The organism is Cupriavidus yeoncheonensis, assembly GCF_905397275.1.
GTDB lineage: Bacteria > Pseudomonadota > Gammaproteobacteria > Burkholderiales > Burkholderiaceae > Cupriavidus > Cupriavidus yeoncheonensis.
In genome coordinates this window covers 74460-100757 of record NZ_CAJPUY010000008.1, presented here as the reverse complement: position 1 = coordinate 100757, position 26298 = coordinate 74460, and the positions used below count along the sequence as shown (strand labels likewise).

Annotated in this window: 19 protein-coding genes; 11 read left to right on the top strand and 8 right to left on the bottom strand. The window is 66.6% G+C overall.

Annotated features, from left to right (window positions below; translation table 11 throughout):
• Window positions 1–656: 656 nt before the first annotated feature.
• Window positions 657–1817, bottom strand: a complete 1161-nt coding sequence (locus KHO22_RS12690) for an AraC family transcriptional regulator (protein WP_211947487.1) — start codon at window positions 1815–1817, stop codon at window positions 657–659.
• A gap of 321 nt (window positions 1818–2138) precedes the next feature.
• Between KHO22_RS12690 and KHO22_RS12685 the strand changes: the two genes are divergently transcribed.
• The 8 genes from KHO22_RS12685 (at window position 2139) to KHO22_RS12650 (ending at window position 13402) form a co-directional block, all read left to right on the top strand.
• On the top strand, window positions 2139–3143 hold the full coding sequence (locus KHO22_RS12685; RefSeq protein WP_211947486.1) for a tripartite tricarboxylate transporter substrate binding protein: 1005 nt from the start codon (window positions 2139–2141) through the stop codon (window positions 3141–3143).
• 13 nt (window positions 3144–3156) lie between these two features.
• A complete protein-coding gene (locus tag KHO22_RS12680; RefSeq protein ID WP_211947485.1) occupies window positions 3157–4884 on the top strand; it encodes a long-chain fatty acid--CoA ligase in 1728 nt (575 codons plus the stop codon).
• 49 nt (window positions 4885–4933) lie between these two features.
• A complete protein-coding gene (locus tag KHO22_RS12675) occupies window positions 4934–5917 on the top strand; it encodes a Bug family tripartite tricarboxylate transporter substrate binding protein (RefSeq protein WP_211947484.1) in 984 nt (327 codons plus the stop codon).
• 44 nt (window positions 5918–5961) lie between these two features.
• A complete protein-coding gene (locus tag KHO22_RS12670) occupies window positions 5962–6741 on the top strand; it encodes an enoyl-CoA hydratase/isomerase family protein (RefSeq protein WP_211947483.1) in 780 nt (259 codons plus the stop codon).
• A 158-nt stretch (window positions 6742–6899) separates the two neighbouring features.
• Window positions 6900–8093, top strand: a complete 1194-nt coding sequence (locus tag KHO22_RS12665) for an acyl-CoA dehydrogenase family protein (protein WP_211947482.1) — start codon at window positions 6900–6902, stop codon at window positions 8091–8093.
• Window positions 8094–8495: 402 nt separating this feature from the next.
• A complete protein-coding gene (locus tag KHO22_RS12660) occupies window positions 8496–10418 on the top strand; it encodes a PrkA family serine protein kinase (RefSeq protein ID WP_211947481.1) in 1923 nt (640 codons plus the stop codon).
• A 37-nt stretch (window positions 10419–10455) separates the two neighbouring features.
• Entirely contained in the window at window positions 10456–11718 is a 1263-nt protein-coding gene (locus tag KHO22_RS12655) for a YeaH/YhbH family protein (protein ID WP_211947480.1), read from the top strand.
• A 130-nt stretch (window positions 11719–11848) separates the two neighbouring features.
• Window positions 11849–13402 carry a SpoVR family protein gene (locus KHO22_RS12650; RefSeq protein WP_211947654.1) on the top strand — a complete coding sequence of 518 codons (1554 nt, stop codon included), beginning with the start codon at window positions 11849–11851 and terminating at the stop codon, window positions 13400–13402.
• An 80-nt stretch (window positions 13403–13482) separates the two neighbouring features.
• Here the strand turns inward: KHO22_RS12650 and KHO22_RS12645 are convergent, their stop codons facing one another.
• The 5 genes from KHO22_RS12645 to KHO22_RS12625 form a co-directional block, all read right to left on the bottom strand.
• Window positions 13483–14475, bottom strand: coding sequence for an acyl-CoA dehydrogenase family protein (locus KHO22_RS12645; protein ID WP_211947479.1), 993 nt, complete (start codon window positions 14473–14475; stop codon window positions 13483–13485).
• A gap of 46 nt (window positions 14476–14521) precedes the next feature.
• A complete protein-coding gene (locus KHO22_RS12640; protein ID WP_211947478.1) occupies window positions 14522–15682 on the bottom strand; it encodes an acyl-CoA dehydrogenase family protein in 1161 nt (386 codons plus the stop codon).
• Window positions 15683–15731: 49 nt separating this feature from the next.
• Window positions 15732–16724 carry a Bug family tripartite tricarboxylate transporter substrate binding protein gene (locus KHO22_RS12635; protein WP_211947477.1) on the bottom strand — a complete coding sequence of 331 codons (993 nt, stop codon included), beginning with the start codon at window positions 16722–16724 and terminating at the stop codon, window positions 15732–15734.
• Window positions 16725–16790: 66 nt separating this feature from the next.
• The gene (locus tag KHO22_RS12630; protein ID WP_211947476.1) at window positions 16791–17258 is read right to left on the bottom strand and encodes a MaoC family dehydratase; all 468 of its coding nucleotides are present in this window, start codon (window positions 17256–17258) and stop codon (window positions 16791–16793) included.
• Entirely contained in the window at window positions 17255–18487 is a 1233-nt protein-coding gene (locus KHO22_RS12625) for a CaiB/BaiF CoA transferase family protein (protein WP_211947475.1), read from the bottom strand. The genes KHO22_RS12630 and KHO22_RS12625 overlap by 4 nt, the downstream gene beginning before the upstream one ends.
• Window positions 18488–18590: 103 nt before the next feature.
• Between KHO22_RS12625 and KHO22_RS12620 the strand changes: the two genes are divergently transcribed.
• Window positions 18591–19490: a LysR family transcriptional regulator gene (locus KHO22_RS12620; RefSeq protein WP_211947474.1), complete on the top strand. Its 900-nt coding sequence runs from the start codon at window positions 18591–18593 to the stop codon at window positions 19488–19490.
• Window positions 19491–19566: 76 nt separating this feature from the next.
• Here the strand turns inward: KHO22_RS12620 and KHO22_RS12615 are convergent, their stop codons facing one another.
• On the bottom strand, window positions 19567–20754 hold the full coding sequence (locus KHO22_RS12615) for a helix-turn-helix transcriptional regulator (protein ID WP_211947473.1): 1188 nt from the start codon (window positions 20752–20754) through the stop codon (window positions 19567–19569).
• A gap of 396 nt (window positions 20755–21150) precedes the next feature.
• A complete protein-coding gene (locus tag KHO22_RS12610) occupies window positions 21151–23460 on the bottom strand; it encodes a mechanosensitive ion channel family protein (protein ID WP_211947472.1) in 2310 nt (769 codons plus the stop codon).
• Between the two features lie 299 nt (window positions 23461–23759).
• On the opposite strand from KHO22_RS12610, the gene KHO22_RS12605 reads away from it, so the two are divergent.
• Together KHO22_RS12605 and KHO22_RS12600 are read left to right on the top strand one after the other, a co-directional pair.
• Window positions 23760–24545, top strand: a complete 786-nt coding sequence (locus tag KHO22_RS12605) for an SDR family NAD(P)-dependent oxidoreductase (RefSeq protein WP_211947471.1) — start codon at window positions 23760–23762, stop codon at window positions 24543–24545.
• Between the two features lie 80 nt (window positions 24546–24625).
• Complete coding sequence (locus tag KHO22_RS12600) at window positions 24626–26206, top strand: fatty acid--CoA ligase (protein WP_211947470.1); 1581 nt, start codon at window positions 24626–24628, stop codon at window positions 26204–26206.
• The last annotated feature ends 92 nt before the right edge of the window (window positions 26207–26298 follow it).

The following is a 26298-nucleotide window of genomic DNA, read 5'->3' as shown; positions in this document are numbered from 1 at the left end:
GCGCGCACGTCCTAGTCGGGATGCGCGGCGCATCAACATCGCTGGCGCCGGTGCTTCCCGTCCCCTCGCGTCCTCTCCCACCACTTCCCCTGCCCTTATTGCCCTAATTGTTTTCCGCTGAGCCGCGCGCAGCGCAGCCGTAGGCGTCCAACCGATGGCGCGGTTAGCAGGGGCCACCAAGTAATCCGGGTTCGCTCATCCGACGTCTCTATCCTGATCATCTACGCGGCAGGCAGTCTGGCCATGCCCTGTACCGTCTTCACCCCATCGGGCCGTTCGTCAACCACGAAGACGCGTTTTTGCCTCCTTTTGCCGCTCGGGCAAAAGGAGGTCGCCGGCTACGCCGGCGAAACGGCAGCGCATGTCAAGAACAACGACCGGTCAAATCAAGACGCGCCAGCCGGTCAAGAGCACCAACTCCCGCTCAAATCAAAACCCTGCCGGCTACGCCGGCGAAACCGCAGCGCATGTCAAGAACAACGACCGGTCAAATCAAGACGCGCCAGCCGGTCAAGAGCGCCGACTCCCGCTCAAATCAAAACCCTGCCGGCTACCGGCGAAACCGCAGCGCATGTCAAGAACGACAACCCAATCATCATCAAACAAACCAACCCGCCCTCCCGCAATTCAGCGAAGAACGTCTTTTGTTCCCGTTGTCAGCCTTCGGCGCTTGCGAGCTGCATGCCGCGCTGCCGGTATTCTCCCGGAGCCACGCCGGTCCATTTCTTGAACGCGCGATGGAAGGTGCTCGGCTCTGAAAAGCCCAGCCGCAGCGCGACCTGCTGCAGCGTGAGGCCCGAGCGCTCGAGCATGCCGATCGCTACATCGCGCCGCAGGCTGTCCTTGATGTTCTGGTAGCCGCGCCCTTCGTCGCGCAGGCGGCGGCGCAGGGTTTGCGGCGTCAGTCGCAGCATTTGCGCCATCTGCTCCAGCGAAGGAAGCTCATCGTCCAGGTGCGAACGCAGGTGAAGGCGGATGCGTTCGGCCAGGCAGCCGTTGTCGCGGTAGCGCACCAGCAGCTTGTGCGGCGCGTCGCGCAGGAACTCACCCAGGCCGGTGGCATCCTGCATCACCGGCAGCCGCAGCCACGCGGCGTCGAGGTGCAGCGCCGTGCACGGCTGCCCGTAGCGGACCGACGTGTTGAAGACGCGCTCGGTGTCGGTCTGCCCGGTGGGTGGCCTGGCGCTCAGGTCGACGCTGGACAGCGGCACGCGCCGCGCCACCAGCCAGTTGATCAGGCCATACGCGTGGAACACGAAAGTCGACTCGGCAAAGACCTGGCACGGCGATGCCGGCGCATGCGCGTGCAGGCGCAAGGAAATCGTCCGGCCATCCTCGCTGCGGTGCAGTCTTGGCGTGAAGTCGCCGATATGCAGCCGGTATTGGCGCAGCCCGGCCTGGATGGCCTCTTCCAGCGTGGTGCAATGGATCATCGCATTCGCGGCCTGGGCGAAGACGCCTGGCGGCACGGGGCGGCTCAGCAGGCCCCATAGTTCATCGCGCGTGATGCGACGCAGCGTGCGGATCAGCGCCGCGTACTGGTCCTGGGTGACCCGCGCGGAGGACGACGCCAGCAGCGCGGGCGAGATGGCCGCGCGGCGCAGCAGGGCCTCGATGTCGCACCCCAGCCGGTGCGCGCCGAGCAGGATCTGCTGGACGTGATGGATGGCGATGGTATGGCGGGCCGGCGCTGGTGCCGCGACCGGTGCCGCCATGACGGTGCCAGCGCTGCCGGCCAGCACCGGACCCGGCGCGGCGATGCTGCGCGGCATGCCCGGCACGGGATGCCGGTGAGCGGGCGTGGCAACGATATGCATGAGTCTCCTCGTCGTTCTGGGGCGGCCCCCGATCTTGCCGCCTGCCATGGCGGCAAGATCGGCCTGGGTCAGACCTTAGCGCGCCCGGGTGGCGCCGCACAATCGGGATTTGCCAAAGCCTGCCTTCCATCTGAGCAATTCGGCCAATGATTTTGGGATGTCTGGTCATTGTCCGGGCCAACCCCATCGCGCACTCTTTCGCTGTGGAATAGTCCGCGCCGAACGGACCGCCACCGGCACGCCGACAGGGCCGGATCGCCGGATGCAAGGGGGGACAGAAACCCCGGCCCCGCCAACAAAAAATACAAAGGAGACAACCACATGCAGGCAGATCGTCGTAGTGCATGGCAGCGTCTGGGCGCCGCGGCTCTGGCCACGGGCGGTATCGTGACCGGCCTGCTCGGCGCCGGCGCCGCGATGGCGCAAGGGGCGTTCCCGTCGAAGACCGTGCGTCTGGTGGTGCCGTATCCGGCCGGCGGTGCGACCGACGTGCTGGCGCGAGCGGTTGCCGACGGCCTGGGCAAGGCCTGGAAACGCTCGGTGGTGGTGGAGAACCGCCCTGGCGCCAGCAGCATGATCGGCTCCGAAGTGGTGGCCCGCGCCGAACCGGATGGCTACACCGCGCTGCTGACCATTACGACGCTCGTGCAGGCGCCGAGCCTCTATGCCAAGGCTCCGTTTGATCCCGTCAAGGATTTCGCCCCGGTGTCCGAGCTTGGCACCACGAATCTGGTGTTCGCCATCAACAGCGCCGTGCCAGCCACCAGTCTGAAGGAGTTCATCTCGCTGGTGCGCGCCAGGCCCAAGCAGTACTCCTACGGCTCGTACGGCACCGGCTCGAGCGGACACCTCTACGGCGAGATCTTCAACGAGAGCGCCAGGCTCGACTTGATCCACGTCTCCTACAAGGGCGAGGCGCCTGAACTGAACGACCTGCTTGGCGGCCAGGTGCCGTCCGCGGTGATCTCCGTGATGGGGGCCAAGCCGCACTCCGCATCGGGGCGCCTGCGCGCGCTGGCCGTGACCGGTCCGTCGCGCGCGCCGCAACTGCCTGACGTGCCGACGTTCAAGGAAGCCGGCATCGCCGGCATGGATTCGATGGGCTGGTTCGGCCTGCTGCTGCCGGCCGCCACGCCGCGAGCGATCGTCGAGAAGTTCTCCGCCGACGTCAACAAGGTGCTGGCCGATCCCGCCGTGCGTACCCGCATGAACGACCTGGGCGTGATCCTGACCGGCAGCACGCCAGATGCCTTTGCCCAGACCGTGCAGTCCGACTATGCGCGCTGGGGCAAGGTGATCCGTACCCACAACATTCGCCTTGACTGAGCCATTGCCTGACATGAAGTCCGCCAGTATCCCCCAGCCTTACCGTTCCCCCGCCTGGCCCGCCGGCTTGCCGGCCACGCTGCACGTGCCGCGTACCAGCCTGTTCTACAACCTGGAGGTGGCCGCGCGCCGCTATCCCGACAAGACCGCGATCCAGTATTTCGGCACCGCGATTTCCTACGCGGCGCTGCTGGATGAGGTCGAGCGGATGGCGGGCTATCTGCAGCACACCTGCGCCATCCAGCCCGGCGATCGGGTAGTGCTGTTCAGCCAGAACTGCCCGCAATACATCGCGGCCTATTACGCCATCCTGCGCGCCGAGGCGGTGGTGGTGCCGGCCAACCCGATGTGGCTGGAAGCCGAACTCGGGCACGTGGTCGCCGACAGCGGCGCCGTGGCCGCGTTCTGCGGCAGCGAGCTGTACGACCGCGTCGCGCCGCTGCACGGCAAGGCGCTGCGCAACGTGATCGTCCACCACTACGCAGGCATGCTGCGCGACGACGGTGGCCTGCAGGTGCCGGCCTGGTTGCGCGAGCCGGCGCCCGCACTGAATGCGGCACCGGGCGGCGCCATGCCCGCAGACTGGGATGCCGCGCGCAATGCCGGCCAGAGTCCGCGCCCGCACGAGGCCGGCTACGACACGCTTTGCATGCTGGCCTACACCTCGGGCACGACCGGCAATCCCAAGGGTTGCATGCATACCCACGGCACCATGATGAGTTCCGCGGTGGGTTCGCAGGTCTGGCGCAGCAGCTCGCCGGAAGCGGTGGTGCTGGCCGTGGCGCCGATGTTCCACCTGCTCGGCATGCAGAACTGCATGCATTCGCCGATCTACCTGGGCGCGACCGTGGTGCTGATGCCGCGCTGGGACCGTGCACTGGCCGCCGACCTGATCGAGCGCTACCGCGTTTCGGTCTGGGGCGCGCCGCCGGCCATGCTGGTCGATTTCTTCGCCCAGCCCGACGTGGCCCGGCGCGACCTGTCCAGCCTGGCCTTCCTGGGCGGCGGCGGGGCCGCTATGCCCGATGCGGTGGCCAACATGCTGCAGGAACGCTTTGGCCTGCCGTACGTGGAAGCCTACGGCATGACCGAGACCGCGTCGTTCCTGCTGTCCAACCCGCGCCAGAAGCCCAAGCGCGAATGCCTGGGCATCGCCACCTTCGGCGTGGACGCCCGCGTGGTGGACCCGGAAACGCTGGCGGAGCTGCCGCAGGGCGAGATCGGCGAGATCGTCGCCCACGGTGCCCAGGTGATGCAGGGCTACTGGAACAACCCGCAGGCCAACGAAGAGTCCTTCATCGAGATCGACGGCAAGCGCTTCCTGCGCACCGGCGACCTCGGCTTCATGGACGAGGAGGGCTACTTCTTCATGCGCGACCGCCTCAAGCGCATGATCAACGCCTCCGGCTTCAAGGTCTGGCCGGCCGAGGTGGAGAACCTGCTCTACGGCCACCCGGCCATCCACGAGGCCTGCGTGATCGCGGCGCGCGACGACCATCGCGGCGAAACGGTCAAGGCCGTGGTGGCGCTGCGCGCCGGGTCGCGCGGCACGCCCGAGGCCGAGCCGGAACGCATCATGGCCTGGTGCCGCGAGCGCCTGGCCGCCTACAAGGTGCCGCGCATCGTCGAATTCGTGGACGCGCTGCCCAAGTCGGCCACCGGCAAGATCCAGTGGCGCGCCCTGCAGGAAGATGCCATGCGGCCGGAGGCCCCGGCGCAAGCCAGTGCGCAGGGCCGCTAGGGCCCACCTGGCCCGCCTGCCAGACAGAGTTTTGGAGAGAGACAGCATCATGCACAACAGCAGACGAACCTGGCTGGCACAGGCCGGCACCCTGGCGGGCGCCGCTATGCTGGGCAGCGTGGGCCAGGCACTGGCCCAGCCCAACTACCCCGGCAAGCCGATCCGCCTGGTCGTGCCGTATCCGGCCGGCGGCGGCACCGACACCGTGGGCCGCATGATCGGCCAGCGGCTGGCCGAAGCCTGGGGCCAGGCGGTCGTGGTCGACAACAAGCCGGGCGCCAGCGGCATGCTAGGCAACGATATCGTTGCCAAGGCGGCACCCGATGGCTACACGGTGCTGCTGGCCATCACCGCGCTGATCCAGTCGCCAAGCCTGTACAAGCGCACGCCCTATGACGTGAACAAGGACTTCACGCCGGTCTCGCTGATCGCCAAGTCGTCCGACCTGTTCGTGGTGCCCAACCGCGTGCCGGCCAATTCGCTGCGCGAGTTCATCGCGCTGGCCAAGGCGGGCAAGCTCAGCTACGGCTCGTATGGCAACGGCACCTCGTCGCACCTGCACGGGGAACTGTTCAGCCAGCAGGCCGGCATCGACCTGGCGCACATCCCCTACAAAGGCGCGGCGCCCCTGGTCAACGACCTGCTAGGCGGCCAGGTGGATTCGGCATTCGTTGACGTGACCTCGGCGTATCCGTACCTGACCAGCGGCAAGTTCAGAATCCTGGGCATTACCGGCACGCAGCGCTTCAAGGCGATTCCGAACGTGCCGACGTTTGCCGAACAGGGCTTGCAAGGCTTTGAACCGAGCGGCTGGTTCGCGATCTTCCTGCCGGCCAACACGCCGAAGGACGTGACCGCGCGCCTGGCGAGCGAAGTGGCGCGCATCGTCAAGCTGCCCGAAATCAGCCAGAAGCTCGCCGGCATGGGGCTGCAGCCGGTCGGATCCGCACCGCAGGAACTGGCCAGCGTGGTGTCGGGCGACATGCCGAAGTGGGCCAAGATCGTGCGCGACGCGCATATCCAGCTGGACTGATCGCCGCACCGGGCCCCGAACCGCGGCATTACCTGGAGTCATTAATGGAAACGATTCGCTATGCCGTGGAAGACGGCATTGCCACCCTCACGCTCGATTACCCGGCCCGCAAGAATGCGCTCAACGGCGTCATGCGCCGCGAAATCGGAGATGTGATTCACCAGTTGCGTCAAGACACCAGCGTGCGCGCGCTGATCCTGACCGGCGCCGGCACCGACTTCTGCTCGGGCGGCGATATCAGTTCCATGCAGGGCGAGTTCACGGCGGCGCAAGGGCGCCAGCGGCTGAACAACATCCATCCGTGGCTGGAGGCACTGATCCAGCTGGAGATTCCCGTGATCGCCGCGGTGGACGGGGCCGCGTTCGGCGCCGGCTTCAGCCTGGCGCTGACCGCCGATATCATCCTGGCCACGCCGCGTGCCCGGTTCGCGCTGCCCTTCCTGCGCCTGGGCCTGATTCCCGACTGTGGTGTGTTCTACACATTGCCGCGCATGATCGGACTCCAGCGCGCCAAGGCGCTGATGTTCTCGATGCGCGAACTCGATGCCGAGGCCGCCCGGGAGCAGGGCATCGTCATGGAGATCGTGCCGGCAGACAGCCTGCAGGAGCGCGCGCGCTCGATGGCCCGCGCGTTCACCGAGGCATCGCCGGTGGCGGTGGCGCTGACCAAGAAGGCGCTCAATGCCTCGCTGAACCAGGACCTGCACAGCATGCTGGCCATGGAAGCGGACGGACAGGGCATTGCCTTCGCAACGGAGTACCGCCAGGAAGCCGCCAACCGCTTCCTATCCAAGCAGCCGCCGCGCTATCGCTGGCCTGACTGAGGACCGCCGGAGTCATCCGGCGGCCCGGCATGCTGCGGTGCCGCATGCCTTGGGGCCTTCAACGCGAAATACGCCTGCTTCTATCTATATAGGCATGGCAGCGGGCATGACCGGCTGCCTATCTTTCCCTCACTGGCATTTCGAAGTCGATACACATCATGGGATCTCCCGAACTGAACGCCGCCGCCGCCGCCACCTCGACCGAGGCACCCTGGATGACCGAAGACCTGATCCTGTTCCGGGACACGGTGCGGCGCTTTGTCGAGCGCGAACTGGCCCCGAACGAGTCGCGCTGGGCTGAACAGGGCTACATCGACCGCGAGGTCTGGCGCCGTGCCGGCCAGATCGGCCTGCTCTGCGCGAGCATTCCCGAGGAGTTTGGCGGCGGTGGCGGCAACTTCGCCCACGAGGCCGTCATCACGCAGGAAATGGCCCGCGGCATCTGTACCAGCCTGGGCAACAACGTGCACAGCGGCATCGTGGCGCACTACCTGCTGAACTACGGCACCCAGGCGCAGAAGGAGAAATGGCTGCCGCTGATGGCCAGCGGCGAAATGGTGGCGGCCATCGCCATGTCGGAACCGGGCGCCGGCTCCGACCTGAAATCGATCCGCACCCGCGCGGTGCGCGAGAAGACCGAAAACGGGGACTGCTATCGCATCAACGGTGCCAAGACCTTCATTACCAACGGGTATCACGCCGACCTGGTCTGCCTGGTTGCCAAGACCGATCCGGAAGCCGGTTCGCGCGGGGTATCGCTGATCATGGTGGAAACCCGGGACCTGCCCGGGTTCCGCCGCGGCCGCATCCTGGAGAAGATCGGACAGAAGGGCCAGGACACCGCCGAGCTGTTCTTCGACGACGTGCTCGTGCCGTGCGAGAACCTGCTGGGCGTGCAGGAAGGCCAGGGCTTTTACCAGCTCATGCAGCAGCTGCCACAGGAGCGGATGATCATCGCCCTTGGCTCCGTGGCGAGCATGCAGCGCGCAATCGAACTGACGACCGAATACGTGCGCGAGCGCAAGGTGTTCGGGCAGCCGCTGCTCGACCTGCAGAACACGCGCTTCACGCTGGCCGAGTGCAAGACCAACGCGACCATTGCCGCCACCTTCGTGAACGACTGCATGGTGCGGCTGATGGAGGGCCGGCTCGACGTCGCGACGGCGGCGATGGCCAAGTGGTGGTGCACGCAGCGCAACTGCGAAATCATCGACGAGTGCCTGCAGTTGCACGGCGGCTACGGCTACATGCTCGAATACCCGATCGCGCGAATGTACGCCAACGCGCGTGTCGGCAAGATCTACGGCGGCTCGAACGAGATCATGAAGGAACTGGTGGCGCGCACGCTCTGAGCGTTGTCATCAGCAGTCCGCGTGTGCTGATGCAGGTCGCGGAATTCGAAACAAAAAGGCCGGCGAAAGCGCCGGCCTTTTTGTTTCATCGTTACAAAACCTGCTGTGCAGATTGGGGCGGAAAGGTGTAAGGTTTGTCACGAGCATAGTCAATGGCCCGTCGCGCGCGGGGAGGGGCACTGGTTCAAATGTGGTGTTTGCAGGGCTGAAATGCCGTTGCGCACAGGCACGCGAATCGTCAACTCAAGCTCCACCCTCGCCGTTATTTGACTATGATGAAGTAAAGACTTCGCAACATGACCAGGTCGCCAAGCCGGGGTGGTGTACCGCGAAAGCTGGCGCGAAGCCTCAGGGGAGCAGCAGTGCCTTCGCCTCGGACGGGGACTCTGACGGGAGTGAGGTATGGACATTTTCGGCCATTACGCTACGCGTTTCGAAGCTCGCAAGGAAGAGGAATACAGCATCCAGGAGTACCTGGAGATCTGCAAGAAGGATCCGACCGCCTATGCGACTGCGGCGGAGCGCATGCTCGCCGCGATCGGCCAGCCGGAACTGGTGGACACGCACCATGATCCGCGCCTGTCCAGGCTGTTCTTCAACAAGGTGATCCGGGTTTATCCGGCTTTCCGCGACTTCTACGGCATGGAGGACACGATCGAGCAGATCGTTTCCTTCTTCAAGCATGCCGCCCAAGGGCTGGAAGAACGCAAGCAGATCCTGTATCTGCTCGGGCCTCCTGGCGGCGGCAAGTCCTCGCTGGCAGAGAAGCTGAAGGCGCTGATGGAAGAGGTGCCCATCTATGCGCTGAAGGGTTCGCCTATCCATGAATCTCCGCTCGGCCTGTTCTCGCCCGAGGAAGACGGCAAGATCCTGGAGGAGGACTATGGCATCCCGGTCCGCTACCTGAGCACGATTCCATCGCCGTGGGCGGTGAAGCGCCTGCACGAGTTCAACGGTGACATCACGCAGTTCCGCGTGGTCAAGCTGCGCCCGTCGGTGCTGTCGCAGATCGCGATCTCCAAGACGGAACCTGGCGACGAGAACAATCAGGACATTTCCTCGCTCGTCGGCAAGGTGGATATCCGCAAGCTCGAGGATTTCCCGCAGGACGATCCTGACGCCTACTCGTATTCCGGCGGCTTGTGCCTGGCCAACCGCGGCCTGCTCGAGTTCGTCGAGATGTTCAAGGCGCCGATCAAGGTCCTGCACCCGATGCTGACTGCCACGCAGGAAGGCAACTACAAGGGCACCGAGGGCTTTGGCGCGATCCCGTTCGACGGCATCATTCTGGCGCACTCGAACGAGGCCGAGTGGCAGACGTTCAAGCAGGACAAGAACAACGAGGCTTTCCTCGACCGTATCTACATCGTCAAGGTGCCGTATTGCCTGCGGGTGTCGGAAGAGGTGAAGATCTACGACAAGCTGCTGCGCAGCAGTTCGCTGTCGGCGGCGCCGAATGCGCCCAGCACGCTCAAGATGATGGCGCAGTTCGCGGTGCTCACGCGGATCAAGGAGCCCGAGAACTCCAACATCTTCTCCAAGATGCGGGTCTATGACGGCGAAAGCCTGAAGGACGTCGATCCGAAGGCGAAGTCGTACCAGGAGTATCGCGACTATGCCGGCGTGGACGAGGGCATGAACGGCCTGTCGACGCGCTTTGCGTTCAAGGTCCTGTCCAAGGTGTTCAACTTCGACAACACCGAGGTCGCGGCCAACCCGGTCCACTTGCTGTACGTGCTCGAACAGCAGATCGAGCGTGAACAGTTCCCGCCGGAACAGGAAGCGAAGCTGCTGTCCTTTATCAAGGAGTACCTGACCACGCCGTACGTGGAGTTCATCGGCAAGGAGATCCAGACGGCGTACCTGGAGTCGTATTCCGAGTACGGGCAGAACATCTTCGACCGCTACGTGGTGTTCGCCGACCTGTGGATCCAGGACCAGGAGTACCGCGATCCGAATACCGGTGAAATCCTTGATCGCAACGCGCTGAACGACGAACTGGAAAAAGTGGAAAAACCCGCGGGCATCTCGAACCCGAAGGACTTCCGCAACGAGATCGTCAATTTCGTGCTGCGCGCCAGGGCCAACCACGGTGGCAAGAACCCGGTCTGGACCAGCTACGAGAAGCTCAGGATGGTGATCGAGAAGCGCATGTTTTCCACCACAGAGGATCTCCTGCCGGTCATCTCGTTCAACGCCAAGTCTTCGCGCGAAGACCAGGACAAGCACGAGAACTTCGTCAACCGCATGGTCGAGAAGGGGTATACGCCAAAGCAAGTCCGACTGCTGGTGGAGTGGTATCTGCGCGTAAGAAAATCATCGTAACGGCGCCTGAACCAGGCCTCTCGTCGAGGGCAAATACATGGCCACGGTCATTGACAGGCGTGAGAACAGCGGCAACAAGAGTGCCGTCAACAAGCAGCGCTTTATCAAGCGCTATCGCGAGCAGATACGCCAGGCGGTCGCAAAGGCGGTGTCCGGCCGGAAGATCATGGACATCGAGCAGAGCGGGCAGGTGTCCATCCCGGTCAAGGACATCTCCGAGCCGATCTTTCATCACGGCCCGGGCGGGCGGCGTGAATGGATCCATCCCGGCAACAAGAAGTTCGTCCGGGGGGATTCATTCGACCGCCAGCAGCAGGGCGGCGGTGGAAGCGGCTCGCGCGCCAGCGACAGCGGCGAGGGCGAGGACGACTTCGTCTTCACGCTGTCGCGCGAGGACTTCCTGAATTTCTTCTTCGAGGACATGGCGCTGCCGGACCTGGCCAAGCGCCACCTGGCCAAGATCGCGGAAGTCCGCAAGGTGCGCGCCGGCTACTCCATTGACGGCACGCCTTCCAACCTGTCGATCCTGCGCACCATGCGCAGTTCGATCGGCCGGCGCATCGCGCTGTCCAGCCCATACCAGAAGCGCCTGCGCGAACTGGAAGCGGCCTACAACGAAGCGCTGGAGAAGGACGGTCCCTACGCGGAGACCGCGCTGGAGCTGATGAAGGAGATGCGGCACCTGCGCGCGTGCATCGATCGCGTGCCGTTCATCGAGAAGCTCGACCTGCGCTACAACAATCGCGTACTCAAGAAGCGGCCCCAGGCACAGGCGGTGATGTTCTGCCTGATGGACGTCTCCGGGTCGATGGACGAGAGCAGGAAGGATCTCGCCAAGCGCTTCTTCATGCTGCTGTACCTGTTCCTCAAGCGCAACTACGAGCGCATCGACGTGGTGTTCATCCGCCATCACACCGTGGCCAAAGAGGTGGAAGAGGAGGATTTCTTCCATTCGCGCGAGTCCGGTGGTACCGTGGTGTCCAGCGCGCTGAAGCTGATGGTCGAGGTCATCCATGACCGCTACCCGCCCAGCCAATGGAACATCTACTGCGCGCAGGCATCCGACGGTGACAACTGGGCCGGTGACTCCGAGTTGTGCGGACGCCTGTTGCGCGAGTCGATCCTGCCGCTGGTGCAGTATTACGCGTATGTGGAAGTGGCTTCCGAGGAACCGCAGAATCTCTGGGAAGAGTACCTGACGGTCAAGAGCCTGTTCGATCATTTTGCGATGCAACGCATCATCAGCCCGGACGAGATCTACCCGGTGCTGCACGACCTGTTCCAGAAGCGCGCGGCCTGAGGGTCGGGTAGTACCCGGCTTGCCGGTTCCGGCAGGTCGGCGGGATCTTGGCATGGCAACGCGGCGCGCCGGCGCCGTCCCGGCACCATGCGCCGGGCGCGGACGGTTTGCCCGCCTGACGGAGGTGAAGATGGCTTATCTCTCCACGGGTTCGGAATGGACCTTCGAGCTGATCAACCGGTATGACCGCGAGATTGCGCGCATTGCCGGCGAGTTTGGCCTGGACAGCTATCCCAACCAGATCGAGATCATCACCGCCGAGCAGATGCTGGATGCCTATGCATCGTCCGGCCTGCCAGTGGGATACAGCCACTGGTCATACGGCAAGCACTTCCTGGCTTCGGAGCGCGGCTACCAGCGCGGCCACATGGGGCTGGCCTATGAGATCGTGATCAACTCCAACCCCTGCATTGCCTACCTGATGGAGGAGAACACGCTGCCGATGCAGGCGCTCACCATTGCGCATGCCTGCTACGGCCACAACTCGTTCTTCAAGGGCAACTACCTGTTCCGCACCTGGACCAACGCGGACGCCATCATCGACTACCTGCTGTTCGCCAAGAACTACGTGGCCGAGTGCGAGCAGCGTTACGGCGAGCAGGAAGTGGAGCTGTTGCTCGACTCCTGCCACGCGCTGCAGAACTACGGCGTGGACCGCTACAAGCGGCCCAAGAAGCTCTCGATCAACGAAGAGCAGGCGCGCCAGACCGAGCGCGAAAACTACCTGCAGATGCAGGTCAACGACCTGTGGCGCACGCTGCCCAAGCATCGTCCCCACGCCCTCGCGGCGGATGATGACGGGGCCGAGCCGGAAGTCACTTTCCCGCCGGAGCCGCAGGAAAACCTGCTGTACTTCATCGAGAAGAACGCGCCCAAGCTGGCGCCGTGGCAGCGCGAGATCGTGCGCATCGTGCGCAAGATCGCGCAGTATTTCTATCCGCAGCGCCAGACCAAGGTGATGAACGAAGGCTGGGCCACGTTCTGGCACTACACCATCATTCACCAGCTCTACGAGGAAAAGCTGGTCAACGACGCCTTCATGCTGGAGCTGCTGCAGGCCCACACCAACGTGATCTACCAGCCGCCGTACAACAGTCCGTACTACAGCGGCCTGAATCCGTACACGCTGGGCTTCCTGATGTTCCAGGACCTGCGCCGCATGTGCGAGAACCCGGACGAGGAGGACCGCCGCTGGGCGCCGGAGATTGCCGGATCGGACTGGCGCACCACGCTGGACTTCGCCATGCGCAACTTCAAGGACGAGAGCTTCCTGCTCCAGTTCCTGTCGCCGCGCGTGATCCGCGAACTGAAGCTGTTCTCGGTGCTGGACGATGACCGCGAAAACAAGCTGCGCGTGACAGCCATTCACAACGACGAAGGCTACGCCCTGATCCGCCAGCTGCTGGCGTCGCAGTACGACCTGTCCGGCATGGAGCCCAATATCCAGGTCACCAATGTCGATGTGGGCGGCGACCGCTCGCTCACCTTGCGCCACCAGCAAAGCGACCGCCGGCCGCTGTCGCACAACTTCGACGAAGTGATCCGCCACGTGACGCGCCTGTGGGGCTTCAATGTCCGGCTGGAAGTGGCGTATGAGGATGGCCGGCGCGAGCTCAAGTACGAGTGCAAGCCGGAACGCCGTCACCGCAAGGTGCCGGGGGGCGGGCTGAGCCTGGCCGCCTGAGCTTTGCCGCCTAACGCTGCGGCCCGTTCACGACACGCCACGCGGCGGCCCCTGACCGGGCCGCCGTTTTCTTGCGGGCGTCAGGCTGCCGCTTCGTACCACGCGCGCGCCAGCTCCACCGCGCCCCGCGACGGTTCCGCGCAAACCAGCTCGCCCAGCACGCGGCTCCACCAGCGCTCCGAGCCGTCCGCCACGCGCCACGCATGCAGGCGCCTCGTGTAGAGCTGCAGGTCGAATTCCCCGGTGATACCGATGGCACCATGCACTGCGTGGGCAATGGCGGCGACTGGCGTGACGGCGTCGCTGGCGCGCAGCTTGCCGATCGCGGCGCGTACCGGGTCAGGCTGGCTGCCCGCGCTGTCGCAGGCGATCTGCGCGGCCAGGCGCGAGGCGGCGACATGCTCCGCCATCTCGCTGATCTGGTGCTGGATGGCCTGGAACTTCCCGATCGCGCGCCCGAACTGCAGGCGGTCGTTGGCGTACTGCAGCGTCATGTCCATGACCCGGGACAGCGCGCCAGCCATCTGCGCGGCATGCAGGCAGGCGCCGATGGTGCGCAGCGTGCCGGCGGGCAGCTCGAAGGCCGTGCCGGCCTTGCCGACCCATCGTGGCAGGCGCATGGTCTGGTCGGCGTGAGCCCCGGTCGGTTCGGCGCCGGCAGCGGACGCCGGCAGCAGCATGCAGCGCGTACCGGACTGCACCAGGAACCAGCCCGCGTGGCGGGCATCGGCCACCAGCGTGGCCGGGCTGTCGTCGTCGAGGCTTGCCAGCGCGATCGGTTCGGCGGGCACGTTCACGCCGCGGGCTTGCAGCAGCGCTCGCGCAAACAGCGTCTGCGCGAGCGGCAAGGGCATGGCATGGCGGCCCAGCACGTAGAGCACGGGCGCCAGGTCGGACAAGGACAGGCCGGCGCCGCCAGCCGATTCAGGCAGCAGGCAGTCGGCAAAGCCGCTGTCCAGCAGCGCCTGCCAAAGCGGCGCCGGGTCGGCGCCTTGCTCGATGGCGCGTACGGTCGCGGGCTGGCATTGATCGCGCAGCAGGTCGTCGAGTGCGTCGGAATAGGTGTTATGCATGGCGATGGACTCAGCGATGGACTCAGGATTGGACGCGTTCAGCGCATCAGCGCAGCCCCAGGCCGCGCGCGATCATGCCGCGCAGGATCTCCCGGGTGCCGCCGCGCAGCGAATAGGACGGGGCGATCTGCGTGACGTAGGCGAGCGTGCGGTACAGCGCGCCATCGGCCGCCAGCGCCGGTTCGTCGCCCAGCGCGGCTTCCACGAGTGCCGGGATCGATTGTTCGAAGGTCGTGCCAAGATCCTTCACCAGTGCGGCTTCGACCACCGGGCTTTCGCCCGCGGCAAGGCGTGCCGTCACGGCGAGCGACATGGCGCGCAGCACCGCCAGATGGCCGACCAGCCGTCCGGCGGTGACGGTGTCGCGCCGCGCTTCGGGCAGGCGCCGCAGCGCGGCCAGCCAGGTGTCGAGCAGCACCACGCTCGAATAAAGCCGCTCGGGTCCGCTGCGCTCGAAAGCCAGCTCGGCGTTCACCTGTTCCCAGCCGCTGCCTTCCTGGCCGATCAGTGCATCCGGTGCCAGCACCACGTCCTCGAAGCTGACCTCGGAGAAGTGCGCGTCGCCGGTCAGGTCCTGGATCGGCCGCACCGAGACGCCGGGTGCGGAGAGGTCGACGATGACCTGCGACAGCCCGGCCTGCCGGTCCTGCGGCGTGCCCGAGGTGCGCACCAGCGCGAGCATGTAGTGGCAGTGGTTGGCGTTGGTCGTCCAGATCTTGCGCCCGTTCAGGCGCCAGCTGCCGTCCGGCTGCCGCACCGCGCGCGTGGCCACGCTCGCGAGGTCGGAGCCGGAATTCGGCTCGCTCATGCCGATGCAGAAGAAGGCGTCGCCGCGGCAGATGGCGGGCAGGTACCTGGCCTTCTGCGCCTCGCTGCCATAGCGCAGGATCAGCGGGCCGCTCTGGCGGTCGGCGATCCAGTGCGCGGACACGGGCGCGCCGGCGGCCAGCAGTTCTTCCACCAGCACAAAGCGCGAAAACGGGTCCAGCCCGGCGCCGCCATGCGCGGCCGGCAGCGTGATGCCGACCCAGCCACGCGCGGCCAGCGCGCGGCTGAAGGCGGCGTCGAAGCCCATCCACGAGCGTGCCCGGACTTCAGGCGGCAGCGCCGGCATGTGTTCGGCCAGGAAGGCCCGGACCTGCTCGCGGAACGCCGTGGCGTGCGGCGGCAGGCTGGTGAGCTGGAAGGTGGAAAGCAGTGCGGTCACGTTGAATGTCCAGGTGCGTGATGGCGTGGAGCTGGGGCGTGGCCCAGGGTCAGTCGAGTGTGGCGCCGGAGTCCTTGACCACCTTGCGCCAGCGCGTCATTTCGGCGGACAGGTAGCTGGCGTAGGCCTCGGGCGTGGAGCCGCGAGGCTCCGCGCCCTGCGCGGCCAGCGCCGCGCGCGTCTCGGGGTTGGCGAGCGCCTTCATGGTGGCGGCGTTGAGCTTGCGCACGATCTCCGGCGAGGTCCTGGCGGGAACCATCATGCCCTGCCATGCGCCCACTTCGAAGCCCGGCATGACCGTTTCGGCCACGGTCGGCACGTCGGGCAACTGCGAGCTGCGCGTGCTGCTGGTGACGGCCAGCGCGCGCATGCGCTTGTCGCGGATGAACGGCAGCGACGAATTGATGGTGTCCGCCATGAACTGCACCTGCCCGCCGGCCAGGTCGGTCAGCGCCGGCGCGCTGCCCTTGTACGGCGCGTGCACGGCATTCAGGCCGTTGGCCTGCAGGAACAGGAAGGCGGCCAGGTGCGTCACGTTGCCGTTGCCGGCCGAGCCATAGGTCAGCTTGTCCGGATTGGCCTTGACGTACTGGATGAACTCCCTGACGTTGTGCACCGGCAGCTGTGCGTTCACCTCCAGCACCAGCGGCACCATGGCGGTCAGCACGACCGGCGCGAAATCGCGCCGCACGTCGTAGCTCAGCTTGCTGTACAGCGCCGGGCTCAGCGCGATCGACGAGGTGTTGTACAGCACCGTATAGCCATCGGCCGGCGCCTTGGCGACGATTTCGGCGGCGATATTGCCGTTGGCGCCGGGCCGGTTGTCCACCAGCACCTGCTGGCCCAGTTCGTCGGTCATGCGCCTGGCGATCACGCGCGACACCAGGTCGGTCGGGCCACCCGGCGGGAACGGCACCACCAGGCGGATCGGGTGGGCGGGAAAGGCGCTGCCTTCCGGCGCCGGCGCGGCCAGCACGGCGGTGCTGGCGAGTACGGCCGGTACCAGCGCGGCCACGGTGGTCATGAGGGTCTTTGCCTTCATTTGCTTGTCTCCTCCACGAAATCGACGGGGTCGAATCCAGTGCGTTGCGCCGGGGCGCAGCGGGGTTCAGTCCGGGCGTCCGGCCAGCAGCCGGCGCGCCGTGTAGGTCATGACTTTCTCGTTGCGCTGGTTGAAGACCTCGATGGCCGAGTCCACCACCGCGCGGCCGCTGCGCGACGTGGGCCGGATGCCGGTCACCGTGACCGTGGCCCATACCGTGTCGCCGACCACCACCGGGGCAAGGATCTGCTGGGCAAGCTCCAGCATCGCCAGGCCCGTGCCCTGGATCATGGTCTGCAGGATGAAGCCTTCGATCAGGGTGTAGGTCAGCGCGCCCGGGACCGGGCGGCCGCCGATCGCGCCGCCGTCGTAGCCGTCCTCGATGAAGATGGCCTCGACCATGCCGGTGACCGAGATGAAGTTGACGAGGTCGGTCTCGGTCACGGTGCGGCGGAATGTCCGGAAGGCCTGGCCTTCCTTCAGGTCCTGCCAGTAGAAGCCCTGGCCCAGGCGGGGCAGGTGGCTTTGCATCATGCTGTCTCCTTGGGGTTGTCCTGCGGGGCTGGCGGCTGCGGGGCGCAATACGCGGCACCCGTGGCGCTGAGCGCGTCGATGTCCTGCTGCGTCAGCCCGGCCTGCGCCAGCAATTGGGCGGTGTGCTCGCCAAGGCGCGGCGGCACGCTGACCGGCGCGCGCGCGCCATCGAAGCGCACCGGTGCGCCCGGAAAGCGCAGCGCGCCCATGGCGGCGTCCTCGACAGGTTCGAAGAAGCCGGTCGCGCGCAGGTGCGGATCGTCGGGCAGGTCGTCGAGTTCGTTGACCCGGGCCACGGGAATCTGCAGCGCTTCGCACACTTCCAGCCAGTGCGCGGTGCTGTGTCCGCGCACGATCTCGCCCGTGATCTCATACAGCGTTTCGATGTGGGCGGTGCGGGCCGAGATATCGGTGAAGCGCGCATCCGCGGCCAACTCGGGCCGGCCGGCGGCGCGGAAGAAGTCGCGCCAGTGGGCGTCGGTGTACGGCATCATGCAGACATGGCCGTCGGCGCTCTGGTATGGCCGGCGCAGCGGCGCCAGCACGCGCGGGTAGCCAGTGCCTCCGCGCGGCGGTTCGAAGTGCCTGCCATAGAAATGCTCCACCAGGTTGAAGGCGACCATGGATTCGAACATCGGCACCTCGACCATGGCGCCCTTGCCGTCGCCGCGCGCCCGGCCGGCCAGCGCCGCGCAGACCGACAGCGCCGCGACCAGCCCGCTGGTCTTGTCCGCCGCGATGGTCGGGAAATAGCGGCTTCTGCCGGTCTGCGCGGCCATCAGTGCGGCGTTGCCGGACAGGCCCTGGATGATGTCGTCGTAGGCCGGGCGCCCGCCGTAAGGGCCATCCTCGGCAAATCCGAGCAGGCTGACGTAGACCAGCTGCGGGTGGCGCGCCATCACGTCGTCCGGCGCCAGGCCCAGCGCGGCCAGTTTTTGCGGGCGCATGCTGTGCATCAGCACGTCCGCGCCGGACAGCAGGCGGTCCAGCGCCGCCTGCGCCGCCGGCTGCTTCAGGTCCAGCACGATGCTCTTCTTGCTGCGGTTCACGCCCAGGAAAATGGCGGCCATGCCGGCTTCGGCGGCGGGGCCGGTGCGGCGTGTCGAATCGCCCTCGGGCGGTTCGACCTTGATGACCTCGGCGCCAAAATCGGCCAGCCACTGGCTGGCATAAGGGCCCATCACGACCGTGGAAAGGTCGATCACGCGGATGCCTGCTAACGGCAGCATGCGTCTGTCTCCGGATCTTGTTCTGTGAGGCACAGCGTAGATCAGGGTCGCGTATCTGGTCTAATATTAGTTTTTTAGAAATTGATATTCACAGGATATCGATATGGATCTGCGCCAGCTACAGCAGTTCGTTGCCCTGGCCGAGACGGGCAACTTCCACCGGGCGGCCGAGCGCCTGCACATGGCGCAGCCGCCGCTGTCGATTTCGATCCGCAAGCTGGAGGAGCAGCTCGGCACCGCGCTGTTTGTGCGCACGCCACGCGGCGTGCGGCTGACGCAGGCCGGCGAGGCGGCGCTGCAGGACGCGCGCCGCGCGCTATTCCATGCCGGCCAGGCACGTGCGGCGGCGATGGCGGCCGCGCAGGGCGAGCGCGGTGCCTTGCGCATCGGTTTCATCGGCTCCGCTACCTATGCCTTGCTGCCGAAGCTGATTCCGGCGTTCCGTGCCGCGCACCCGGGGATCGAACTGGTGCTGCAGGAATCCACCACGGCTGCCATCCTGGACCAGCTCGAAAAGCATCGGCTCGACGCCGGGCTGGTGCGGTTTCCGATCCTGAGCAGTGGCGGCTACACCCTCACGCCGCTGGAAACCGATGTCTTCGTCGCCGCGGTGCCCGCGGACAGCCCGCATGCCAGCGAGGAGTCCATTCCGCTGAAGGCACTGGCGGCCGAGCCGTTCATCATGCATCCGGCCGCGGCGGTGCCCAACCTGCATGCCGTAGCGATGATGCTGTGCCAGCAGGCGGGCTTCGTGCCGCGTGTCACGCAGGAAGCGGTGCAGGTGCAGACGATCGTGAGCCTGGTGGAGAGCGGCTTGGGGGTGGCGCTGGTGCCCAGCGTAGCCACGCGCTATGCGAACCGCGGGGTGAAGTTTCTGCCGCTGTCCAGTCCGCGGCCGGCGGGGCGCATTGGCATTGCGCTGGCCGCACGGGTGGATGATGCGGATCGACAGGTGCAGAGGTTCCTGGCGGCGGCGTTGGCCGCGGTTGAGGGGCGTGGGTGAGGGGAGGCATTACCGATCCCCGCGAGCGCAGCGGATCCGCCGGCTACGCCGGCGAAACAGCGGCTCCATTGCAGCCTCACCCGTTCTTCCCCTGCCTCCCCCGAGGCCGGGCCACCGGACAGGCGCCCGTGCGCACCAGATTCACGCCAGGCAGCAGATGCAGCAACCGCACCAGCTCCGACTGCCGGTGCGTGCCGGTCTTGCGCAGCGTATCGCGGATATGCACGCGCACGGTATGCGGCGACAGAAACTCCCGCTCGGCAATTTCATTGAGCGTTTCGCCGGCCGCCAGCCGGATGGCAATGATGCTTTCCTTGCGCGACAGGCCGAACAGCGAGGTCAGCACCGCGGCATCGAGCACCGAGCGCGATTCCGAATTGCCGAGCAGCATCATCGCCGCGGGCAGTTGCCACGGGCCTTCCACCGGCTGGCGCGAGACCAGCGGCACCACGATGATCGGCACGGGTTGCCCGCCAGAAGTGATATGCATCCATGAGCCCGCGGCTGCATCGGCACTACGCCCACGTACGGCACCGTCCAGCAGCCGCTGCAGCACGTCCTGCAGCGAGGCGTCGCGCGCGCGCAGCACGCCCTGTTCGAGCGAAAGGTTGCTGTCGGCCTGGACCAGCGCCTCGGACCAGCTGTTGGCGTAGCGCACGCGCATATCCGCCTGCAGCACCATGACGCCGAAGTCGAGCGTGTCGAGCCCTGCGAGCCCCAGCGAGGCCAGTCCGCTCAGTTCGAAGTTGCGCTGCTGCATGCGCGCGGCCCGGACCCAGTGCGGCATGACATGGGCCAGGCGGCGTTCGCGCACGCTGCCGTGGAGATGGCTGTGTTCCGAGCAGGTGCCGCTCATGAGCACGCAGATCTCGGTGGTGTCGATGAGCCGGAAGCCCTGATCGAGTCCGCTGCCGTCACCGGAGACGGCTACGTCGGTTGCCGCGCCGTCCGCCATCGCCAGGGCAGCGCCGGCTCCGGCCATGGCGAGCGCGGCTCCGGCCGGAGCCGGCTGGCCACCGGAATACGATGGCGGGACGACCCCTTCAGGCAGGTTGACGCCGCTGGTGAAACAACCGTGCGGGGTCACGCCGAGCCGGGCGTGGCCGGCCAGCTTGTCCCAGATCAGGTAGCGCGGGCTGCCTGTCGCGGTATAGCGGGAAAAAAGGTCCAGAGCGGCGGGCATTGCCGCCACGTCCATTGCGGACTCGTAGATAGAGTCGACCAGACGATGAAACTCATCGTCGAGACTCGGGTGTTCGCCCATATTCAGTTCCCCCGGTGGCAAACGCCTTTACTGACGCCATTTTTTTAATGGCTGCTGTTTTGTATTCCCTTGCTGCCAATGCCTGCCCGGGCGTTCTGTCGCGCTCTGTGGCAACGGTACCGTGGCTCCCGGCGCCGTGTGCAGGATGCTCCCCAAGCATTGACCGTGCCCGGGTGTCGGCCATCATGCCAAACAATCTTGCCGGCCTTATCCCCCGTCTTGGGGGGCCAAGCTCCCGTCAAACGGGAACCACCGGTCGATTGGCATATGTCGACGCCTGCATAACGCTCGGATGTTAATGCGCGATACGGAATCGTGAGGAAGTTTTTGACGCTGGAAGGGTCGGGCCGTTTCGCAAAAGCGACAGCGTACCCGTTTCTGCGTGATGCGCGCATCTCATTCCGATCGCGGCATGACGGCTTCTACGCTTGCCGCTTTGGCGGCTCCCCCGTCGAGCTGGATGGTCAGGCTCGGGGAGGCCATGCGGATGCCATTGGCGTCGAACTGACGCTTGAGCAGCGCGTTGAACGCGCGCGTGATCTCGGCCTGCATCAGCGGGCGCGTCTTGACCTGCGCCACCACCACCGGGCCGCTCGGGTCGAAGCGGTCCAGGCCGAGGATGTCCAGGCCGGACAGCAGCTTGTGCGAATAGCGGTGATCGTGCGCGATCTGGGCGCCGGTGGAGCGGATCAGCTCGAGGGCCCGGTCCAGGTCGCTCTGGTAGGCGATGCCGATACTGAACACGGCATATCCATAGCCGCGCGACAGGTTCTTCACCGCCTTGATCTGGCTGTACGGCAGCGTATGCAGCGCCCCCTTGCCATCGCGCAGCTTGACGGTGCGGATGGTCATGCCTTCGACCACGCCGGCATGGTCGGGCAGTTCGATCGAGTCGCCGATGGCGATCGAATCCTCGATCACGATGAAGAGCCCCGTGATCAGGTCCTGGACCAGGCTCTGCGCGCCGAAGCCGATCGCCAGCCCGACCACGCCGGCACCCGCGAGCAGCGGCGTGACGTTGACCCCCAGGTTGGCGAGTATCACCATCATCGCGATGACCAGCAGCGTGACGAACGACGCGTTGCGCACCAGCGGGAGGATGGTCTTGACGCGCATGCTGGGCTGCGCGGCGCGCCCGGGGGCAGGGGACAGCGCCTGGGTAATGGCCGTATCGATCACCAGCCAGACCAGCCACGCCAGCAGCACCGTGGCGGTGACGCTCAGCAGGGACTCCGCGATGTGCCGGCCCGCCGACGAGGCTTCCACCAGGTGCAGCACGGAGGTGCCCCAGATGCGCGTGCCCAGTTCGACCACGGAGACCCAGATCACCACGCGCACCAGCGCCATGGCGAAGCGCCCGAAGCGTTGCAGGTAGGCGGAGCGCCGCCGGTCGCGGATCCGGGGCGCGCGCCCGCGCGCCTTCGGCGAGCGGCCGGCGACCAGCGTCAGCAGCAGCGCGACGACGAACAGTGCCACCGAGGCCACCGTGCGGCGCAGGAAGACGTCGGCATGGCCGGTGGCCAGTACGGTGCCGATCACCGAAGCCACCACCACCGCCAGTACGGGCAGGTGCCAGGCCTGGCCGGCCAGGCGCAGCAGGTCCGCCAGGGCCGGATGCGACTGGCGGAATTCGAGCGGTCGCTGTGCGATCAGCTGGCCGACCTGGCGCCGGAAGCGCAGTGCGAACACGCCGATCAGGATCGCCGCGGCCACGTTGGCCGTCGTCGACAGCAAGGCGCACAGGTTGGTGCCGAGCACGGCCGTAATGCGGCTGTCGGTGGCACTGTTGCCGAGTGCGGCAAGGGCGCCGGTGCAGAACAGCAGCAACGGCGAGCGCGTCAGCAACTGGTGCACCGCCCGCCGCCGGTGCGCGGTGCGGAACAGCGCGAAGATGACCTGGCAGACCGCGGCCGCGATGGCCCCGGCGACGATGGCATGGGCCACCATCACGGCGGCCACGCTGGCCGGCGATTGCGAGAAATTCCTGTAGGCGAGCAGCACCGTGAGCCCGAATGCCGCCACCCACGGCCCGATGCGCCGCAACATATAGATGCCGACATCCATCCACGACGGCACGTCGGGCAGCCCGCTGCGCGGCTTTCGTACCAGCGTGACCTTGCTGTCGGCATGCATGCGGCGCCGCAGCCGGATGCGATGGCCGATCTCCCACAGGATCCATCCGCATAGCGCCCAGCCACCGATCACCACGGCGAACTCGCGCAGCGAGTCCAGTCCGCCGCGCGTACCGTTGAGCGTCACGGCGGCCCGCCATTCCTCGGCGGCGAACTGCGAGCGCCAGCGCCAGTAGTGCCAGGGGCCGTGGTCCTTGCGCAGGTGCGTATCGACTTCATCGAGGGCCTGCGCCACGGCGCCGATCAGGCCCGGCGCCGAAGCCGGAGCCGAAGCCGGCGAGGCGGGCGCCGATGCCGGGGCGTTCAGTCCGCTGCGCAGTGCCTGCAACTGTTCAAGCAGGGCCTTGCGTTGCGTGTCGTCCTGCAGCGTGCCGATGACCTGGTCGAGCGATTGGGCCAGGGGGACGCTGGCTGGTGCGGCCTTGGCATCGCTCTTCTGTATCGCGGCAACGAGCGGGTTTGCCGGCGCCGCGCCGGCGGGCCGGTGAGGCAGCAGCGACAGCAGCACGGCGGCCAGCAGCAGCCAGAGATGCCGGCGCACATGCCAGCGGGCTTCAGGGAGATGAGGGCGCATGGGATCCGGGGGGCCGCGCGGGCAGGGCCGTCGCGGTCAAGCCTTCCATGCGCGACACTGTAGCGCATTGGTCCCATCCCGGTTCGCGAAGTCGGGTCCCGCATGCCGTGCTGTGACGCCGCGGCGGCCACGAAAGTGGCGTATCGGTGCATTCGTCGCTTCCGACGATGCGTGTCAGGGGCCGATCCACGAATCTCGAACCCGCTCCGGCGCTCCGCGGCGCCGGCTTTCGACACCCGCATCGGGCCGGTCGCGTGTGCGGCCATGACCCGGCAAAACCAGACGGAAGGAACACGGTAATGGAACTTAATGCATCGGTATCGGCCATCGTGACCGGCGGCGCCTCGGGCCTGGGCGCGGCGACCGCCCGCGCGCTGGCGGCGCACGGCGTGCGCGTGGCGCTGTTCGACCTCAATGTCGAGAAGGGCGAAGCGCTGGCGCGCGAGTTGGGTGGTGTGTTCTGCCAGGTCAACGTGACCTCGGAAGCCGAGGTCGAGGCCGGCTTCGCCAAGGCGCGCGCCGCCATCGGCCAGGAACGCATCCTCGTCAATTGCGCCGGCACCGGCAACGCGATCAAGACTGCCTCGCGCTCGAAGGAGGACCCGTCGCAGATCAAGTTTTTCCCCACCGATGCGTTCGAACGCATCATCCAGATCAACCTGATCGGGACCTTCCGCTGCATCGCGCGCTCGGCCGCCGGCATGCTGACGCTGGACCACACTGCCAGCGGCGATCGCGGCGTGATCATCAGCACGGCATCGGTGGCGGCGCAGGACGGCCAGATTGGCCAGGCGTCCTACTCGGCATCCAAGGCCGGTGTAGTCGGCATGACGCTGCCGATCGCGCGCGACCTGTCCGGTGAAGGCATCCGCGTCAACACCATCCTGCCGGGCATCTTCAATACGCCGCTGCTGCAAGGCGCGCCCGAGAACGTCAAGGCCGCGCTGGGCGCTTCCGTGCCGTTCCCCAAGCGCCTGGGACAGCCGGAGGAGTTTGCTTCGCTTGCCGTGGAGATGTGCCGTAATGGCTATTTCAATGGCGAGTCCGTGCGCCTGGACGGTGCCATCCGCATGGCACCGCGCTGATCCGGCCACGCCGATGCCGCAGGTGAACGCTGCGGCCCGGCCTGGCCGGGCCGTTCCCACAAGAACAGAGGGAGACGTCGATGGATTTCAGCTACCTGGCCACGCTGCCTCAGGCCGTGCGCCACTTTGCCAGCCTCAGGCCTGACGCGGTTGCCTACTCGTTCGAAGGCCGGCAGACCACCTATGCCGAGTTCGATCGCAACACCAGCCGCGTAGCGCAGGCGCTGCTCGCCGCCGGCGTGCGCGCCGGCGACCGTATCGGCTACATCGGCAAGAATTGCGACCACTACTTCGAGGCCTGGCTCGGCGCCGCGAAGATGGGTGCGGTCCTGACGCCGGCCAGCTGGCGGCTGGCGCCGCCCGAAGTGGAATTCATCATCGGCCACTGCGACGCCGTGCTTCTGTTCGTCGGGCCCGAGTCCGCGGCCATGGTGCAGGGTTTGCTGCCGGCGCTGCCGATGGTGCGCCAGGTGGTTGCCATGGAGGCGGGAGGCAACCCGGACTGGCCGCTCTACACGGAATGGCGCGACGCGCATCCCGCCTCGCTGCCGGATCACCAGCCGGGTGCGCATGACGTCGTGCTGCAGCTCTATACCTCCGGCACGACCGGGCGGCCCAAGGGCGCCATGCTGACCCACCGCAACCTGACCATCGGCACCGAGGTCAGCGAGCGCGAATCGATTGCCTGGTCGCACTGGACGGCGGACGATATCTCGCTGGTGGCCATGCCGGTCGCGCATATCGGCGGCTCCGGCTGGGGCCTGCGCAACCTGCTGTCCGGCGCCAAGGGCGTGGTGGCCAGGGAGTTCGATCCGCGCGCGGTGCTCGACTTCATCGAGCACGAGCGCATCAGCAAGCTGTTCATGGTGCCGGCCGCGATGCAGATCGTGCTGCGCGATCCGCGCGCGCGCGCGGTGGACTATTCGCGCCTGAAGTACCTGCTGTACGGCGCGGCGCCCATTCCGGCGGCGCTGCTGCGCGAGGGCATCGAGGTCTTCGGCTGCGGCTTCGTGCAGCAGTACGGCATGACGGAAACCACCGGGACGGTCGTGGCGCTGCCGCCGGAAGACCACACGACGGAGCAGGTGCCGCGCATGCGTGCGGCCGGCAAGCCGCTGCCGGGCGTGGACCTGAAGGTGGTGGACTACGAAGGGCGCGAACTCGCGGCTGGCGAAGTCGGAGAGGTCGTGGTCCGCTCCGCCCACAATATGTCCGGCTACTGGAAGCAGCCCGAGGAGACCGCACGCACGATCGACGCCGATGGCTGGCTGCGCACCGGCGATGCGGGCTACCTGGATGCCGAGGGCTATCTCTACATCCATGACCGCGTCAAGGACATGATCATCAGCGGTGGCGAGAACGTCTATCCCGCCGAGGTGGAGAGCGCCATCTACGGCCACCCGATCGTGGCCGACGTGGCCGTGATCGGCGTGCCCGACGAGAAGTGGGGCGAGGCGGTCAAGGCCATCGTCGTGCTCAAGCCGGGGCAGGGCGCCGACCTCGACAGCATCATCGCCTGGACGCGGCAGCGGCTGGCCGGGTTCAAGGTGCCGAAGAGCATCGACTTCGTCGAAGCCCTGCCGCGCAACCCGTCCGGCAAGCTGCTGCGCCGCAAGCTGCGCGAACCGTACTGGGAGGGCATGGGCCGGCAGGTCAACTGACGATCGAGCCGTACGACTGCCACACCAGCAGGAAGGGCCCGGTTCCGCAAGGAGCCGGGCCCTTCGATTTTCCGCATGCGCGATCGCGGTGG